This window comes from Streptomyces sp. NPDC001927 (assembly GCF_053594455.1).
Map to the genome: position 1 here is coordinate 56,182 of NZ_JBSFEN010000003.1, position 16,083 is coordinate 72,264.

A 16,083-nucleotide genomic window follows, 5' to 3' on the forward strand; every position below is an offset into this window, starting at 1 on the left:
GCTCTTGCCGGGAACCGGTCGTGGCCGGAATCTGTCCCCGTTGAGGGGGACCGGGGACAGGGGACTGGGGGACTGGGGGCGGTATGAACGCATGGGTGGTACCCGGCTACACGGAGTCCCGTGAACTGGGGGCGGGCGCCGGCGGGCGAGTGGTGCTGGCCGTCCACGACGCGACCGGTGTACCGGTCGCCGTGAAGTACCTCGGCGAACGCCTGCGCACGGACGCCGCGTTCGTCCGGGGGTTCCGCGCGGAGGCACGGCTGCTCGCCGCACTCGACACGCCGCACGTGGTCCGGCTCTACGAGTACGTGGAGTCGCCGCGGGGCGCGGCGATCGTCATGGAACTGGTCGACGGGATCGCCCTGCGCGCGCTGCTCGCCAGGGAGGGCGCCACCGGCCCCGAGGCAGCTCTCGTGGTGCTCAAGGGCTCGCTCCTCGGCCTGGCCGCCGCCCACCGGGCGGGAGTCGTGCACCGGGACTACAAGCCGGAGAACGTCCTGGTCGCGGCCGACGGCACGTCCTCGCTCGTGGACTTCGGCATCGCCACGGACCACGGCAGCAAGCCGGGGGTGGCGGGCACCCCCGCGTACATGGCGCCCGAGCAGTGGAACGGCGAGCCCGCGTCACCGGCCGCCGACGTGTACGCGGCGACCGCGACGTTCTTCGAGTGCCTGACCGGCCGCAAGCCGTTCACCGGACAGAACATCGCCGAGCTGGCGCTCCAGCACCTCGACGCGCCCGTACCGGACGCCGAGGTCCCGGAACCGCTGCGTCCGCTGATCCGGCGCGGACTGGCGAAGGTCCCGGGGCAGCGCCCCGAGCACGCGACGGCCTTCGTGGCGGAGCTCGAATCGGTCGCCACGGCCGCGTACGGCCAGGACTGGGAGGAGCGCGGGCGGGGCAGGCTCGCCGCGCTGACCGCTCTCCTCCCGCTGCTCTTCCCCTCCTCCGGCGGTGAGCCGGCCACGGGCACGACCGCTCTGGCCACGACCACCCTGCCCCGGCCCGCGGGGCGCGGACGCCGGCTGTGGCCGGAGCTCGTCGTCCCGGCCGGACTGACGGCGCTGATCCTCGCCCTCCTGGCGGCCGTCGCCGCCCGGGCCGGTGACGACGGAGGCGGCGGTTCGACGGCGGAGTCCTTCGCCACGACGAGCACACTGCCGACCGCCTCGGTGTCCCCGACGGCCGCCTCGCCCACGAGCACGCCGTCTCCCGAGGCCACGCCTTCGGCGTCCGAGGAGGCGACCCCGTCGAGCGCTCCGCCGACGACGCCGACGCTCGTGCCCACACTGGTGCCCACGCCCACGCTCACCCCGACGGCCACCCTGCCGACGACGGACCCTCCGACCACACCTCCGACCACCCCGCCCACCACGCCCCCGACCACCCCGCCCACGACGCGTCCGGTCGGCGTGAAGTCGGTCGCCGTCACGGGGCTGCGTCAGACGGGCTCGAGCACGGCCGAGGCCACGTTCGAGGTCGTGGCGGACGGGACAGGACCCGTGGTTCTCGACCTCTCCTGGTTCACGACCGACGGCAAGGGCGAGGTGTCCGACGGCTCCGTGCGCGTGGAGCGGAGCGGGGCGACGCGGTACACGATCACGCTGACGCACGCCTTCCGGGGCGGCGGCTGCTACTGGGGCGTCCGGGCGACCACGGCCCCGGCCGCCGCGAGCGGCGGTTCCACCCGACAGATCCTCACCAGGCGGTGCACGATCTCATGAGCGATCGCGACACGAACGACGACTACAGCGCCACGGTCCTCGGCAGTCACTGGTTCGAAGGACCGGCGCGGGACGTGCCGCCGGACCGGGTGGAGGGCGAGGTCCTCCGCTTCGGGCCCGGGGTCACCGCCGCGCTCGGCCATCGCCCGGCCGGCGGACCGACCACCGCGCAGCTCTGGCACGCGGCTCCGCCCGAGACCCTGCCGCGCCGCCGCAGGACACTGCGCCGCTACGCGCTGCCCGCCGTGGTCCTGCTGGCCGTCCTGGCCTTTCTGGCCTGGCAGCGGCTCGGGCCCGAAGTCGCGGTACGCGGCGTTACCGTGGCCGCCCCCGCACGGCCGCCCGGCTGCGACGGCACCGCCGACGTCGTGGCCGTCCTGGAGACCGACGGGCGGCCGGGCACCGTCACGTACCGCTGGGAGCGGAGCGACGGCACCGCGTCCGGGCTGCTGACGGAACGGCTCGCCCGGCACCAGACGCAGGCACGCCTGCATCTGCTCTGGACCTTCCACGGCCCCGGCGAACACCGGGCGACGGCCCGGCTCGTCGTCGTCTCCCCCACGCGGCACACCGCCGAGACCCACTTCACGTACCGCTGCGGTGAGGCCGCGACAGGCTCTACGCCCTAGCGGCCCTTGCGGATCCGGGCGGCCTGACGGGCCTCGGCGGTCTTGCGGGCCTCGGCGGAACGACGGGACTCGTTCTTGGCGCGGCCGGGCTTCCCCGGGACCGTGCCGATCCCCCGGAAGGCCGCGCCGCCGCGCTTGGCGCGTTCGGTGCTCGGCGCGCTGCCCTCGACGGGGACGCCGGACGGCTTCCTGGCGCCGGTGATCCGGCTCAACTCGGCCTCGCCGGAACGGACCTGGGTCACCCGGACCCGGATCCCCGCGTCGGCCATGAGCCGGACGACGTCCTTGCGCTGGTCCGGTACGACCAGGGTGACGACGCTGCCGGACTCGCCCGCGCGGGCGGTCCGGCCGCCCCGGTGCAGGTAGTCCTTGTGGTCGGCGGGCGGGTCGACGTTGACGACGAGGTCCACCTGGTCGACGTGGATGCCGCGCGCGGCCACGTTGGTGGCGACGAGGACGGTGATCTCACCGCTCCTGAAACGCTCCAGGGTCCGGTTGCGCAGCGGCTGCGACTTGCCGCCGTGCAGCGCCTCGGCGCGGACGCCGCTGCCGCGCAGATGGGCGGTGAAGCGGTCGACGGAGGCCTTGGTGTCCAGGAACATGATCACGCGCCCGTCCCGGGCGGCGATCTCCGTGGCCGTGGCGTACTTGTCGGCGCCGTGCACCTGGAGGACGTGGTGCTCCATATTGGTGACGGTGGCGGCCGAGGGGTCGACCGAGTGCGTGACGGGGTCGTGCAGATAGCGCTCGACCAGCTGGTCGACGTTGTGGTCGAGGGTGGCGGAGAACAGCATCCGCTGGCCGTCGGAGTGGACGAGGTCGAGCACCTCCGTCACCTGGTCCAGGAAGCCCAGGTCGGCCATCTGGTCGGCCTCGTCCAGAACGGTGATCTCCACCCGCTCAAGGCGGATGTCCTTGCGCGCCACGAGGTCGTTCAGGCGGCCCGGCGTCGCGACGACGACCTCGGCGCCCTCGCGCAGCGCGGCGGCCTGCCGGCCTATGGAGAGGCCTCCGACGACGGTGGCCAGGCGCAGCTTCAGGACGCCGGCGTACGGCGTCAGGGCGTCGGTGACCTGCTGGGCCAACTCACGGGTGGGGACGAGGATCAGGGCGCGCGGCTTGCGCGCCTCGGCGCGGCGGCCGGCCAGGCGCACGAGCAGCGGCAGGCCGAAGGCGAGGGTCTTGCCCGATCCGGTGCGCCCGCGCCCGAGGACGTCACGTCCCGCGAGGGCGTTCGGCAGGGTCGCGGCCTGGATGGGGAAGGGCGTGTCGACACCGAGCTCGGTGAGCAGCTCCCGTACCGCGACGGGCAGATCCAGCTCGTCGAAGGCGGCGACCGGGGGAAGCGCGGGGGTGTGGGCGGCCGGCGATGCGAATTCGTTCATGAGAGACCTCGTCCGAAAATGCGACGAGCTGGGGTCCTCACCTGGTGGGTGGGGACCCCAGCTGCGTCTGAAGGCTCGGCGTCAGGCGGGGAGGATGTTCTCCGCCTGCGGGCCCTTCTGACCCTGGGTGACGTCGAAGGTCACCTTCTGGCCCTCCTGAAGCTCACGGAAGCCCGAGGTCGCGATGTTGGAGTAGTGGGCGAACACGTCCGGGCCGCCACCCTCCTGCTCGATGAAGCCGAAGCCCTTTTCCGAGTTGAACCACTTCACGGTGCCAGTAGCCATGTCATATCTCCTTCGAGGCACTACCCGAGGTCCGCACTGTGCGAATCCCGGCGTCGCCGCGATGATTGCCCCGTCCGGAAACAGCACCGAAAATACAAAAAGTGCCCGACGAAATGGATTCGTCTAAGGCACTTGAAGTCTATGGGAACCACAACTGCAACTGGTCCCGACTGTAGCACGGTGTGGTCGGCTGTGCACGGAATCTTTCGCGCGGCGCGCCCGGGGCCGTCGGCGCAGGCGGGCGGGGCTGTCGGCGCAGGCGGGCGGGGTCGCCGGCGGGGTGACGGGCGGAGGCGGGCGGGGTCCCCCGGCGGGGTGACAAGCAGCGCCTATCAGGCCATCGGAAAGTCCTCTTTGACGCGCCCCCCGGAATTGTCGGAGGCTCATTTCCCAAGCCCCCCTCGACCGAAAGGCCCGTTCCGCCATGCCCGTTTCCCGTTCCGTGCATGGCTGGATTCCGGCGGCGGCCGCGCTGTTCGCCGCCGGGTGGGGTGCGAACCAGTTCGCCCCGCTCTCGGTCGTCTACCGGACGCAGGAGCGCTGGCCCGCCGTCCCGGTCGCCGCCATGTTCACCACGTACCTCCTCGGGCTCCTGCCCGGCCTGCTGCTCGGCGGCCCGGCCGCGCGCCGGGCGGGGCGGCGGCGCGTGGTGCGCTCGGCGCTGGCGCTGTCCGCCGCAGCCAGCGTCGTCCTCGCGGCGGCGGCCGTGTCCCAGGCGGCCGTGTACGTGAGCCGGCTCGCCACGGGCCTCGCGGCCGGTCTCGTGCTGACCGCGGGGACCGCCTGGCTGCGGGAGCTGTCCGCCGGGGCGGGCCGGCCCGACGCCGGGGCGGTCCGCGCCGCGTACGCCACCGGGGGCGGCTTCGCCGCCGGGGCGCTCACGGCGGGCTCGCTCGCCGAGTGGCTGCCGGGGCCGACGGTGCTGCCCGGTCTCGTCCATGCCGCCGTGGTCCTGCTGGTGCTCGCCGCGACCGCCCGGGTGCCCGGGACCACGCCGTCGGAGACGGGCGGCGGGTGGGAGCCGCGGGTCGCGAGCCTCGGCCGGGCGGTGCTCGCGCACCCCCGCTTCCTCTGGGTCGTGCTTCCGGCGAGCCCGGCGGTGTTCGGCGCCTCCACCGTCGCGTACGTCGTCCTTCCGCCGCTGGTGGCCGACCGGATACCCGGGTACGAGCCGGTGTTCAGCGGCCTCGTCACGGCGCTGACGTTCGCCGTGGGCCTCGCCGTCCGGCCGGTGGCGGACTGGCTCGACCACGCGCACAGCGCGCGGGCCACGCTCGTGTCGATGGTCACCGTGATCGCCGGGCTGCTGGTCGGCGCCTGCGCCGCGTACGGGGACTCCGTCGTCCTCGTGGTGGTCGCCGCGGTCCTCCTGGGCGCCGGGTACGGCCTCACGCTCGCGTCGGGGCTGCGGGAGATCGAGCGGCTCGCGCCACCCGCCTCGCGGCCGTCGACCGCCTTCGTCCACCAGGGCGCCGCCTACAGCGGCTTCCTGACCCCGCTGCTGCTCGCCGTGACCGCCGGGGCCGCCCCCTACCCGGCCCTGCTGGCGGGCCTCGCCGCCGGAGGCCTGCTCTGCCTGATGGTCACGGCGCGCTTCAGCCGCCGGAACCTGCCCAGAGGGTGAGCCGGGCGCTCGATTGGCGTGGCCGAGAACCGTCGGGTAGACCCGTGACGTGCTGTTCCGCCAACTCGAGTACCTCGTCGCCCTCGCCCGTGAGCGTCATTTCGCCCGGGCCGCCCAGTCCTGCCACGTCTCCCAGCCCGCCCTTTCGGAGGCGGTCAGGAAGCTGGAGGAGGAGCTGGACGTGCCTCTGGTCCGGCGCGGCCGTACCTACGAGGGGCTGACGCCCGAGGGCGAGCGGATCGTGGTGTGGGCGCAGCGGATCCTGGCCGACCGCGACGCGCTCAAGGACGAGATCGGCGCGCTGCGCACGGGCCTGAGCGGACGGATGCGGATCGGCACGGTCCCGAACGCGTCCGGCGCCGTCTCCCTGCTGACCGCCCCGTTCTGCGCCGCGCACCCGCTGGTGACCGTCGAGGTCCTCGCGGACCTGCGGTCGGAGGAGATCCTGCGCCGGCTGCGGGACTTCGAGATCGACGCCGGGCTCATGTATCTGGGCGCGGAGCTCCCGGAGGGCTTCTCGGTCCTCCCGCTGTACGAGGAGCGGTACGTGCTGCTCACCGGTGTCGCCGACCGGACCGCGCACGGCACGACCGCGACCTGGGCCGAGGCGTCGCGGCTGCCGCTCTGTCTGCTGAGCGGTGCGATGCAGGGCCGGCGGGTGCTCGACGAGGTGTTCGACGAGGTGGGGGCGCGGCCCTCGCCCCGGGTGGAGACCGATTCGGTGGGCGCCCTCTTCTCCCATGTCCGTACGGGCCGGTGGGCCAGCGTCGTGCCGCACACCTGGCTCCATGTCTTCGGCGTCCCGCACGAGATGCGCGCGGTGCCGCTGGTCGCGCCGGAACGGACCGTTCCGGTGGGTCTCGTGGTCGCCTCGCGGGAGCCGGGCTCGGTCATGGCCCGCGCCCTGACGGCCGTGGCTCGGGAGACCGACGTGGCGGCCGCCCTGGAGCGGGTCCCGGGGGACCCGTGACCGGGGTCAGTCCGTGACGAGGCCGACGACGAGGTTGATGGCGGTGGCGAGGATGCTGGTGCCGAAGACGTACGACAGCAGGGAGTGGCGCAGGACCACGGCGCGGACGCGTGGACTGGACACGTCGGTGTCGGAGACCTGATAGGTCATGCCCAGGTTGTAGCTGAAGTAGAGGAAGTCCCGGTACGCGGGCGGCTCCTGGGAGTTGAAGTCGATCCCGCCCTCGGCGCTCGCGCCCTCGGCCGCCCCGCAGTAGAGGTACGCGTACCGCGTGGCGTACATCAGGTGGAGCGCCGCCCACGCCATGAAGACTCCGCTCAGCGCGGTCGCGGCGGCGGCGTGACCGGTGTCGGTGCCGCCGCGCAGCAGCAGGACGACGATGCTGGCGAGCCCGCACAGGGCCACGGCGACGATGACGATCTCGTCGACCGCGGGCCGGAAGTCCTCGCGGCGGGCGTCGCGCCGGGTGGTGGCCGCGTCCATGGGCCAGAGGACGAGCCACCCGGTCACCACGAACACGGTCTCGGTCGCTGCGATACCGGCGAGCGTTCCCATCCGCGGGTCGGCGAGGACGGCGACGACCACCGCGACCACCGCTCCGGCGACGAGCGACCCGGCGAGCCGGGCGACGGCGGACTGTGGCAACCACCGCGTCATGGCGTCCTGAGGGCGACGACCGCCTCGTCCGTGTACGTCAGGAACGTCAGCGTCTCCTGGAAGTACAGCTCGATGCCCTTCGCGTCGTGCCCGGTGTAGCCGATCGCCAGGTCCTGGCCGAGCAGCAGCTCGAAGTCCCCGCCCCGGGTGGAGAGGACGAACGCGCCGGTCAGCGCGGGCGCCCAGATCGGGTCGCCGCCGAGGATGCGGCCCAGGTGCGCGGCGATCGGGTAGCCGTGGTCGGAGGTCTCGCTGACCGCCGTGTACGCGTCGGCGCCGAGCAGCAGCGCGTACGGACCGTCGACCCCGGCCAGGCGCAGGGCGGTCAGGGCCCGGCTGATCGCGTCGGGGTAGTCGCGCGGCTCGGCCGGCAGGCTCAGTTCCGGGTTGGAGGAGCGGGCCCGCAGCCCCTCGATGCCGGCCGCCGCGTACCCGTCGAAGACGGCCCGGTCCTCCGCGAACGCCATGGCGCGCGCCGCGTCCTTGACCGGCTGCCAGTCGGAGTCGTGCGAGCCGCGCTCGACGTCGTCCACGGCGGAGCGGCTCACGGTGAACGGGACACGGAGGTCGACCAAGGGGCGGGCCTCGCGGAGGTGGGCGGTGACGCCGGGGGCGGGCGGGTCGATGGCGGAGAGGTGCCCGGTGCCGGTGGCGGCGAGCCCGGGACCGCCCGGGTCCGGCACGTCGACGACCCGGCGTCCGGCGACGTGCCGCCGGAAGGTGCGGCGGGCCTCCTCCTCGATCTCGGCCCAGGCGGCGGGGGTGATCGGGGCGAGTTCGCGGTGCAGGTTGCCGGTGTCGGCGGGGATCGTCATGACGCTCGGGCTCCTTTGAGGCTGCCGATGCGCAGCGAGTCGTCCCACTGGACGGCGGCGGCCGCTGCAGGCGGGGCGGGGAGGTCGTCGAGGAGATCGGCACTGGGGACGAAGAAGAGGCCCCCGGTGACGGCCGTGGAGAAGTCGAGGATGCGGTCGGTGCGGCCGGGCGGGTCGCCGAGGAACATGTTGCGCAGCATCCGCTCGGTCACCTCGGGGGTCCGTGCGTAGCCGATGAAGTACGTGCCGAACTCGCCCCGGCCGATCGTGCCGAAGGGCATGTTCTCGCGCAGGATCTGCCGTTCGGTGCCGTCCTCGTCGACGATCGTGTTGAGCGCGACGTGCGAGTCGGGCGGCTTGACGTCGTCGGGCAGTTCGACGTTGGCGGCCTTGGTGCGGCCGATGACGTGTTCCTGCTGCTCGACGGTGAGCGACTGCCAGGCCGCCATGTCGTGGACGTACTTCTGGACGACGACGTAACTGCCGCCGTGGAAGGGCGGATCGTCGTCGTCCGCGGTGACGAAGACGGCTTCGCCGGCCGCGTCGCCCTCGGGGTTCTCGCTGCCGTCGACGAAGCCGAGGAGGTCGCGCTCGTCGAAGTACGTGAAGCCGTGGGTCTCGTCGACGACGGTCACGGCGGGGCCGAGGGCCTCGACGAGGAGCCGGGCGAGTTCGAAGCAGAGGTCCATGCGCCGGGCGCGCAGATGGAAGAGGAGGTCGCCCGGTGTGGCCGGGGCCCGGTGCCGGGGCCCGGTGAGCGGCGGGAAGGGGTGGAGCTCGCGGGGGCGCGGCCCGCCGACGAGCCGGTCCCAGGCCGTGGAGCCGATGCCGACGACGCAGGTGAGTCGGTCGTCCGGCGCGCGGAAGGCCACGGACCGCGTCAGCCCGGCCAGATCGGCGAGCGCGTCCCGTACGGCGGTCTCGCCGCCGGGGTTCACCGTGACCACGAGGAACACGGCGGCCTTCGACGGCGGTACGACGACGGGCTGCGGGGTGACCATGGAACTCCCGGCGGAGGGTGGGGTGGACGGGGGCGCGGTCAGGCGGCCGGGGCGATGGTCACCCGGACGTGCTTCATGATCGGCTGGTCGCTCTGTGTGCTGTAGTCGCCGAGCGCGCACAGGACGTTCATCTCGGGCATGTATCCGGCCGCGCAGCCGCGCGGGATGTCGTACGGGATCGCCAGGTAGCCGCGCAGGTGTCGCCGGCTGCCGTCCCTTGCCGTGCTGGTGATGTCGACGGGGTCGAACTTCTCGACGCCGCGTTCGCGCATGTCGTCCTCGTTCATGAAGACGAGGGTGCGCAGGTTCTTGACCCCGCGGTAGCGGTCGTTGTCGGAGTAGATCGTGGTGTTCCACTGGTCGTGGGAGCGCATGGTGCCGAGCGCCAGGGTGCCGGGAGGCGGGACGACGTCGGGGAGTTCGGCGGTGGAGAACTCGGCGCGTCCGGACGGGGTGAGGAAGACCAGCTCGCGAGCGGGCTGCTTGATGCGGAAGCCCAGCGGCAGCCGTACCCGGCGGTTGAAGTCCTCGAAGCCGTCGAGGGCGCGGGCCATCGTGTCGCGGATGCGGTCGTAGTCCTCGACGTACCACTCCCACGGCGTCTCGCTGTCGGGCAGGGCCGCGCGGGCCATGCCGGCGACGATCGCGGGCTCGGAGAGGAGGTGCGCCGAGGCCGGGCGCTTCATCCCGGCCGAGAGGTGCACCATGCTCATCGAGTCCTCGACGGAGGTGCTCTGGAGACCCTTGCGCTGCTGGTCCTTCTCGGTGCGGCCGAGGCAGGGCAGGATCAGCGCCTGCTTGCCGTGGACGACGTGGCTGCGGTTGAGCTTGGTGCTCACCTGGACGGTCAGTTCGCAGGCGCGCAGCGCCTCGTACGTGACGGGGGTGTCGGGCGCCGCGAGGGCGAAGTTGCCGCCCATGCCGACGAAGACCTTCACCTCGCCGCGGAGCATCGCCTCGATGGTCCGTACGGTGTCCAGGCCGTGCTCGCGCGGCGGGTCGATCTTGCAGACCTCCGCGAGCCGGTCCAGGAACTCCGTGCTGGGCCGGTGGTCGATGCCGCAGGTGCGGTTGCCCTGGACGTTACTGTGGCCACGCACCGGGGAGGGCCCGGCGCCCTCCCGGCCCAGATTGCCGCGCAGCAGCAGGAGGTTGACGATCTCCCGTACGGTGTCGACGCCGTGCTCGTGCTGGGTGACGCCGAGGCACCAGCTGACGATGGAGCGGTCCGCCTCGCGGTAGACGCGGGCCGCCTTGAGGATGTCGGCGCGGCCGATCCCCGACTGGTGCTCAAGGTCCTCCCAGGACGTGGCCTCGCACAGGGCGCGGTACTCCTCGAACCCGGCGGTGTGACGCTCGATGAACTCCCGGTCCAGCGCCTTGGGGTCGGCGGAGGACTGCTCCAGGATCGCCTTGGCCATCCCCCGTACGAGCGCCATGTCGCCGCCGATGCGCGGCTGGAGGTTCAGCGTGCTCGTCCGGGTCGCGTGGAAGGTGGCCATGTCCTTGAAGTCGTGCGGGATGATCGTGCGGGTGGCGGCCGCCTCCACGAGCGGGTTGATGTGCACGACCTGGGCCCCCCGGTGGTACGCCTCCGCGAGGGCGGTCAACATCCGGGGCGCGTTGGAGGCGGCGTTGACGCCGAGGATGAACAGGGCGTCGGTCGTCTCCCAGTCCTTGAGATCGACGGTCCCCTTCCCCGTTCCCAGGGACGCCTTGAGGGCCCGGCCGCTGGCCTCGTGGCACATGTTGGAGCAGTCGGGCAGGTTGTTGGTGCCCAGCTCCCTGGCCATGAGCTGGTAGAGGAAGGTGGCCTCGTTCCCGAGCCGGCCCGAGGTGTAGTACGCGGCCCGGTGCGGGGAGTCCAGTGCGCGCAGGGTGCGTCCGACGAGCTCGAAGGCGTCCTTCCAGCTGATCGGGGTGTAGTGGTCCGTGTCGGGGTCGTAGACCATCGGTTCGGTCAGCCGGCCCTGGTTCTCCAGCTCGTAGTCGCTCCAGCCGGCCAGCTCGGTCACCGAGTGGGCGGCGAAGAAGGCGCGGTCGACGCGCTTGCGGGTCATCTCCCAGGTGACGTGCTTGATGCCGTTCTCGCAGATGTCCAGGTGCAGGCCCTTGGTGTCGTCGGGCCAGGCGCAGCCGGGGCAGTCGAAGCCGGTGTTCTCGTGGTTCATCCGCATGATCGCCCGGGGACCGTCCACGAGCGCGCCCTCGCGCATCATGAACCGGGTCACGCTGTTGGCCGCGCCCCACCCGGCGGCCGGGTGGTGATAGGGCTGGAACTCGGGCTCCGCGGTGGGCTCGGGGCCCACCCGCGCCTCGACCTGTTCCTTCTCCTCGGGAGTGGCGCTCATGCTTCCGCCCTTTCGCCGGCCGGGCTCGCGACGGTGTGTTCACGTACCGCGATCCGGGCCAGCTTCGTCAGCATCATGCCGTTGCGGACGGCCATGACGTAGTCCACGGGGAGGCCGTGCATCCGGGTGCCGGGGCCTCGGAGGGGGTGCCAGTCGAGTGTGAAGAGGGTGTTCTCGCCCCAGGGCTTCAGGTTCATGGCGATCCGGGCCGCGCCGAAGGGGTCGGCCTTCGCCTCCAGCTCGAGGCGGCGCTCCGGTTCGCAGACGCGGACGACGCAGGTGTCGTCGAGGGTCAGCGGGCCCGCGCCGACGCGCACCCGCAGCCGGGCACCGACGGCCGGCCAGTGCGGGTCCGCGGAGAGGATCTCCTGCGTCCCCGTCACCCACTCTCCGTAACGGTGACCGTCGGCCAGCAGGCGCCAGACCTCGGACGGCGAGCTGAGGATCAGACGGCGGTTCCGGGCCACGCCGATCACGCTCCTTCGGGAGGGGTCGGGCCCAGCCTCGTGCCCTACGGCCGTCCGCGCAGTCCGGCAGGACCGAACGGATGGCTCCTGGCGCGCGACGCGCCGACCCGCGAACTCGGACATATCGTTCGTAAGGATCGTGGTCTCACGGATCGCGTTCTCACGGGTCGTTTCCTCACGGTTCGTGTTCACAAGGATCGGCCGCTCCCCTTCCGCGCGCCCCCGCGATTCCCTCGCGCCCCCGCGACCGCCCCCGAAAGGTCGGCTCTCATGCATCCCGCGCTCAGCACCGAACTGCTCGCCAAACTGCGTCAGCCCCGCCCGTATCCGGCCGTGTCGCTGCTCATGCCGACGCACCGCAGGGAGCCCGACAACACCCAGGACCCCGTCCGGCTCCGCAACCTCGTGGCCAGGGCCGGGGAGGCTCTTGAGCAGGACCCCGCGGTGACCCGCGAGCGGCGCCTCGACGTGCTGAGCCAGCTGGAGCTCGCCCTCGGCGAGGTCGACCTCGTCCACGCCGAGGACGGCCTCGTGATCTACGCGGCCCCCGGCGAGCACCACGTCTGGTCCGTGGCCCGGACGGTGCCCGAGCGGGTCGTCCTCGCGGACACGTTCCTCACTCGCAACCTGGTCGCCGCGCAGGCAGCCGAGCAGCCGTTCTGGGCGCTGGCCGTGGCGGCCGACCGGGTCTCCCTCTGGGACGGCGAGGCCGAGCGGGTCGTCGAGCGCACCGGGGACGGTTTTCCGCTGACGCGGAGCCTGGAGGACCCCGACGCCGAGCGGAAGGAGCAGATCGGCGACATGCCGAGCACCTTCCAGGACGAGCAGACCCGCCAGTTCCTGCGGGAGGCGCACGAGGCGATGCGCGTCGTCCTGAGCTCCTCGCCCCGGCCGCTGTACCTGGTCGGGGACGCGCCCGCGCTCGCCCTCCTGGAGGAGCAGGGCGCGCTCGGCAAGGACGTCACCGCCGTCCCGGCCGGCGGTCTGGCCGCGGGCCCGGCGGCGGAGGTGTGGCGGACGCTCCAGCCGCTGCGGGCGGCACGCGAGCAGGCCGACACGGCGGCCGTCGTCTCCGAGCTGGACGCCGCGCAGGGCCGGCGCGAGTTCGCGGGCGGCCTCGACGAGGTCTGGGAGGCCGCGAAGGAGGGCCGGGTCCGCCTCCTTGCCGTCGAGGAGCACTACCGGGCGGTCGTCCGCGACTACGGCGACCACCTCGAACCCGCCGCGCCGGCCGACCTCGACGCGCGCGACGACATCGTGGACGAGGTCGTGGAGCAGGCCCTGGGCACGGGCGCGGGCGTGCGCTTCGTCCCCGACGACACCCTGGCCGGCTCGCGGCGCATCGCGGCAGTACTGCGGTACTGAGGCTGAGGCGCGGGGGCGGAGGCGGAGGCGCGAGAGCGGTACGGAGTCGGGGGCGGTACGGAGAGTCTCCGTACCGCCCCCGTCGTCGCCGGGCCCGCTCCGCGCCTACTCCGTGCCTACTCCGTGCCCGCGAGCTGCTCGGCGAGGGCCTTCTCGTCCTGCTCGGTGAGGGAGGTCTTCAGGAGGGTGCCGCCGAAGGGCTGCATCGCGGCGGCGAACTTGTCCTCGGTAACCTTCGAGGCCATGATCACCACGGCGGCGGAGCCGGGCTTGAGGAGCGAGTCGACCTTGCTCCGGAAGTCCTTGTCGATGCCCATCTGGCTGAGCTTGCCGATGAGGCCTCCCACCGCCGCTCCGACGACGCCGATGGCCGGGGTGAGGATGATGATCCCCAGGAACATGCCCCACAGGGCGCCGGCCGTGGCCGAGACGGCCACCTTCTCGCTCTTGGCGGGGGTGTCCACATGGGTCTCGCCGTCCGCGTCGACCGAGACGACGGCGAGTCCGTTGAGATCGACCACATGGCCGTTCTGGAGCTCCTGCACCGCCTTGAAGGCCTTCTTCGCCACGGATGTGTCCTCGTAGCCGATCACGATGAGCTCGGACATCTCATGTCTCCTTTGTCATCAAACCAGTCACTTCGTACCCTATGCGGGCCACCGGGGGTGGGGCATCAGAGGCACGGGCGGCCGGGGCGCGCCCGCTCCCGCTTCACCTGCCTGGTCTCGCGCACGTGCGGGCGGCGGGGCGCGCGGGGAGAGTGACGTTCATGCGCACCAGCGAGCCGGGCGACGGGCCGGACGACCCGCACGGACCTCCCGGCCGGGCCGTACCTCCCGAGCTGGAGCGGGGGGACACCGAGTTCGGCGACGAGCTGGGCCGCGGGGCGATCTCGACCGGCTCCCTGCCCGAGGCGGGCGCGGTGGACGCGCTGCTGCGCGAGACGCACGCCCGCTATCTGCCGTCGGTCGAGGGCCGGGTCGCCGACTACGTACCGGCGCTCGCTGCGGCGGACCCCTCCTGGTTCGCCCTGAGCCTCGCCGACACGCGCGGGCGGGTGCACGCCGTCGGCTGCGCGGACCGGTCCTTCTCCATCCAGTCGATCTCCAAGGTCTTCGTCTTCGCGCTCGTCTGCGAGCGGCTCGGCCATCGCGCCGCTTGGGAGGCCGTCGGGGTGAACAACACGGGGCTGCCCTACGACTCGGTCATGGCGCTCGAGCTGAACGGCGGCTCCCCGATGAATCCGATGTGCAACGCGGGGGCGCTGGTGACCACCAGTCTGGTGCCCGGGGACAGCGAGACGGCCAAGTGGACGTTCGTCCAGGACGGCCTGTCCGCGTTCGCGGGACGGCGGCTCGAACTCGACGTGGAGGTCTACGAGTCCGAGGCCGCGACCAACCAGCGCAACCGCGGCATCGCCCGGCTCCTGGAGAGCTACGGACGGCTGCCCTTCGATCCGCTGGAGAGCACGGACGTCTACACCCGGCAGTGCGCCCTGACCGTGACCACCCGGGATCTCGCGGTCATGGGCGCAACCTTGGCCGACGGCGGGATGAATCCGCTCACGGGTGTCCAGGTCGTGAAGCCGGGCACCTGCCGCCGCGTGCTCGCCGCCATGGCGGCCTCGGGGCTCTACGAGCGGTCCGGGGACTGGCTGTACGACATCGGGCTGCCCGGCAAGAGCGGTGTGTCGGGCGGGATCGTCGCGGTGGCGCCCGGCAAGTGCGCCCTGGCCTCCTTCTCCCCGCCGCTCGACGCGGCGGGCAACAGCGTGCGCGGGCAGCGCGCGGCGCGCCGCCTGTCCCGGACGCTCGGCCTCAACCTCTTCGCCTCCGCACCCGTGACCGGCGCACCCCGTACACCGAAGGAGCGCAAAACGCCCTGAAGGCGGGCTACCAGCCCGGGATCGTCGGCAGCACCTGCTCCGCGACCCGGAGCAGGACCGCGTCGTCGGGCACGGTGCCGTCCTCGCGCCACATCGCGAGCTCGAAGGAGCCGCCGCTGTCCTTGGCGTCCTTGGCCACGGACAGGACACGGGCCGGGGCGCCCTTGCCCGTGTGCGCGTCGCTCCCGTCGAGGCGGAAGCTGATGGCGACGGTGGACTGCGAGTACACGACCGCCGGGCGGCCGAGCACGGTCCGCGGCCGCGCGCCGTCCCAGAGGAGCCCGGCGTCGGAGCCCTTCACGGGGAGCCCGTCGTAGGTGGCCGCCAGGGACACCGTGTACGTCTCGAACTCCACCTGGGACGTGGGCGTGAAGAGGTCCCGGACGCTGCCGCCGCCCAGACTGATGGAGCCGTCGCTCCCATTGGCGGACGTCGCCATCTCCCCGGGGGTGCCGAGGAGTTGGGCGAGGTCGGGGCGGTTCAGCGCCCGGCACAGCTGCTCGCCGCTCACGCGCGGGCCCGCGTCGTCCGCCGCATCCGCGGGCGGCGGCGTCGGCGGCTTGCCGCTGTCGCCTCCCGAACAGGCGGCAGGCCGCCGTTCGGCGCCGGTGACGGGGGTGTCCGCCACCTCGCCGTAGGCCCAGAGCGCGGCGCCGAGCGCGGGTATCAGCATCAGCCCCATGATGGTCTGCCCCCACACGCCCGCGCCCTTCGGAAGCGCGTCGATGTCCTCGGCCATATCAAGATCCCCCCTGTGCGACGGGGCACCGTAACCCGTGATCAGCGGGCGGACAAGACCCGGCCGCCGCCCTTCGGGGTATCCGGGTGGGCGGCTGCCGCGCGGCGGGGGCGGTCGGCCCACCCGTACGGGATATCAGTGGTCGCAGGCGGCGGTCGGCGGCGATCGTCCCGTTCCCGGAAAGGC

15 protein-coding genes are annotated in these 16,083 nt (G+C 72.8%); 6 read left to right on the top strand and 9 right to left on the bottom strand.

The window, feature by feature from the left end; translation table 11 throughout:
* The first annotated feature begins 83 nt into the window (after positions 1-83).
* Positions 84-1,724: a serine/threonine-protein kinase gene (locus tag ACWCO8_RS07900; protein WP_451031487.1), complete on the top strand. Its 1,641-nt coding sequence runs from the start codon at positions 84-86 to the stop codon at positions 1,722-1,724.
* Complete coding sequence (locus ACWCO8_RS07905; RefSeq protein WP_451031488.1) at positions 1,721-2,353, top strand: hypothetical protein; 633 nt, start codon at positions 1,721-1,723, stop codon at positions 2,351-2,353. The genes ACWCO8_RS07900 and ACWCO8_RS07905 overlap by 4 nt, the downstream gene beginning before the upstream one ends.
* Here ACWCO8_RS07905 and ACWCO8_RS07910 read toward each other — a convergent pair.
* Positions 2,350-3,738, bottom strand: a complete 1,389-nt coding sequence (locus ACWCO8_RS07910; protein WP_451031489.1) for a DEAD/DEAH box helicase — start codon at positions 3,736-3,738, stop codon at positions 2,350-2,352. The genes ACWCO8_RS07905 and ACWCO8_RS07910 overlap by 4 nt on opposite strands.
* Positions 3,739-3,819: 81 nt before the next feature.
* Positions 3,820-4,023, bottom strand: coding sequence for a cold-shock protein (locus tag ACWCO8_RS07915; protein ID WP_033201600.1), 204 nt, complete (start codon positions 4,021-4,023; stop codon positions 3,820-3,822).
* Between the two features lie 424 nt (positions 4,024-4,447).
* Here ACWCO8_RS07915 and ACWCO8_RS07920 point away from each other — a divergent pair, with 424 nt between their 5' ends.
* Together ACWCO8_RS07920 and ACWCO8_RS07925 are read left to right on the top strand one after the other, a co-directional pair.
* Complete coding sequence (locus ACWCO8_RS07920) at positions 4,448-5,647, top strand: MFS transporter (protein WP_451031490.1); 1,200 nt, start codon at positions 4,448-4,450, stop codon at positions 5,645-5,647.
* Positions 5,648-5,696: 49 nt separating this feature from the next.
* Positions 5,697-6,617, top strand: coding sequence for a LysR family transcriptional regulator (locus ACWCO8_RS07925; RefSeq protein WP_451031491.1), 921 nt, complete (start codon positions 5,697-5,699; stop codon positions 6,615-6,617).
* Positions 6,618-6,623: 6 nt separating this feature from the next.
* On the opposite strand, the gene ACWCO8_RS07930 is transcribed toward ACWCO8_RS07925, so the two are convergent.
* The 5 genes from ACWCO8_RS07930 to ACWCO8_RS07950 are packed head-to-tail and all read right to left on the bottom strand — an operon-like array spanning position 6,624 to position 11,908.
* Positions 6,624-7,274, bottom strand: coding sequence for a DUF1345 domain-containing protein (locus ACWCO8_RS07930; RefSeq protein ID WP_451031492.1), 651 nt, complete (start codon positions 7,272-7,274; stop codon positions 6,624-6,626).
* Positions 7,271-8,089: a family 1 encapsulin nanocompartment shell protein gene (locus tag ACWCO8_RS07935; protein WP_451031493.1), complete on the bottom strand. Its 819-nt coding sequence runs from the start codon at positions 8,087-8,089 to the stop codon at positions 7,271-7,273. Before ACWCO8_RS07935 ends, ACWCO8_RS07930 begins: the two co-directional genes overlap by 4 nt.
* Positions 8,086-9,090 carry a Dyp-type peroxidase gene (locus ACWCO8_RS07940; protein ID WP_451031494.1) on the bottom strand — a complete coding sequence of 335 codons (1,005 nt, stop codon included), beginning with the start codon at positions 9,088-9,090 and terminating at the stop codon, positions 8,086-8,088. Before ACWCO8_RS07940 ends, ACWCO8_RS07935 begins: the two co-directional genes overlap by 4 nt.
* A gap of 38 nt (positions 9,091-9,128) precedes the next feature.
* The gene (locus tag ACWCO8_RS07945) at positions 9,129-11,441 is read right to left on the bottom strand and encodes an FdhF/YdeP family oxidoreductase (RefSeq protein WP_451031495.1); all 2,313 of its coding nucleotides are present in this window, start codon (positions 11,439-11,441) and stop codon (positions 9,129-9,131) included.
* Positions 11,438-11,908 carry an SRPBCC family protein gene (locus ACWCO8_RS07950; protein WP_451031496.1) on the bottom strand — a complete coding sequence of 157 codons (471 nt, stop codon included), beginning with the start codon at positions 11,906-11,908 and terminating at the stop codon, positions 11,438-11,440. The genes ACWCO8_RS07945 and ACWCO8_RS07950 overlap by 4 nt, the downstream gene beginning before the upstream one ends.
* Before the next feature lie 270 nt (positions 11,909-12,178).
* On the opposite strand from ACWCO8_RS07950, the gene ACWCO8_RS07955 reads away from it, so the two are divergent.
* The gene (locus tag ACWCO8_RS07955; RefSeq protein WP_451031497.1) at positions 12,179-13,273 is read left to right on the top strand and encodes a baeRF3 domain-containing protein; all 1,095 of its coding nucleotides are present in this window, start codon (positions 12,179-12,181) and stop codon (positions 13,271-13,273) included.
* A 116-nt stretch (positions 13,274-13,389) separates the two neighbouring features.
* Here the strand turns inward: ACWCO8_RS07955 and ACWCO8_RS07960 are convergent, their stop codons facing one another.
* Positions 13,390-13,881, bottom strand: coding sequence for a DUF1269 domain-containing protein (locus ACWCO8_RS07960; protein WP_451031498.1), 492 nt, complete (start codon positions 13,879-13,881; stop codon positions 13,390-13,392).
* Positions 13,882-14,042: 161 nt separating this feature from the next.
* Here ACWCO8_RS07960 and glsA point away from each other — a divergent pair, with 161 nt between their 5' ends.
* Positions 14,043-15,158: a glutaminase A gene (glsA, locus tag ACWCO8_RS07965; protein ID WP_451031499.1), complete on the top strand. Its 1,116-nt coding sequence runs from the start codon at positions 14,043-14,045 to the stop codon at positions 15,156-15,158.
* Positions 15,159-15,165: 7 nt separating this feature from the next.
* Here glsA and ACWCO8_RS07970 read toward each other — a convergent pair whose 3' ends face one another.
* Positions 15,166-15,897, bottom strand: coding sequence for a DUF6215 domain-containing protein (locus tag ACWCO8_RS07970; RefSeq protein ID WP_451031500.1), 732 nt, complete (start codon positions 15,895-15,897; stop codon positions 15,166-15,168).
* Between the last annotated feature and the right edge of the window lie 186 nt (positions 15,898-16,083).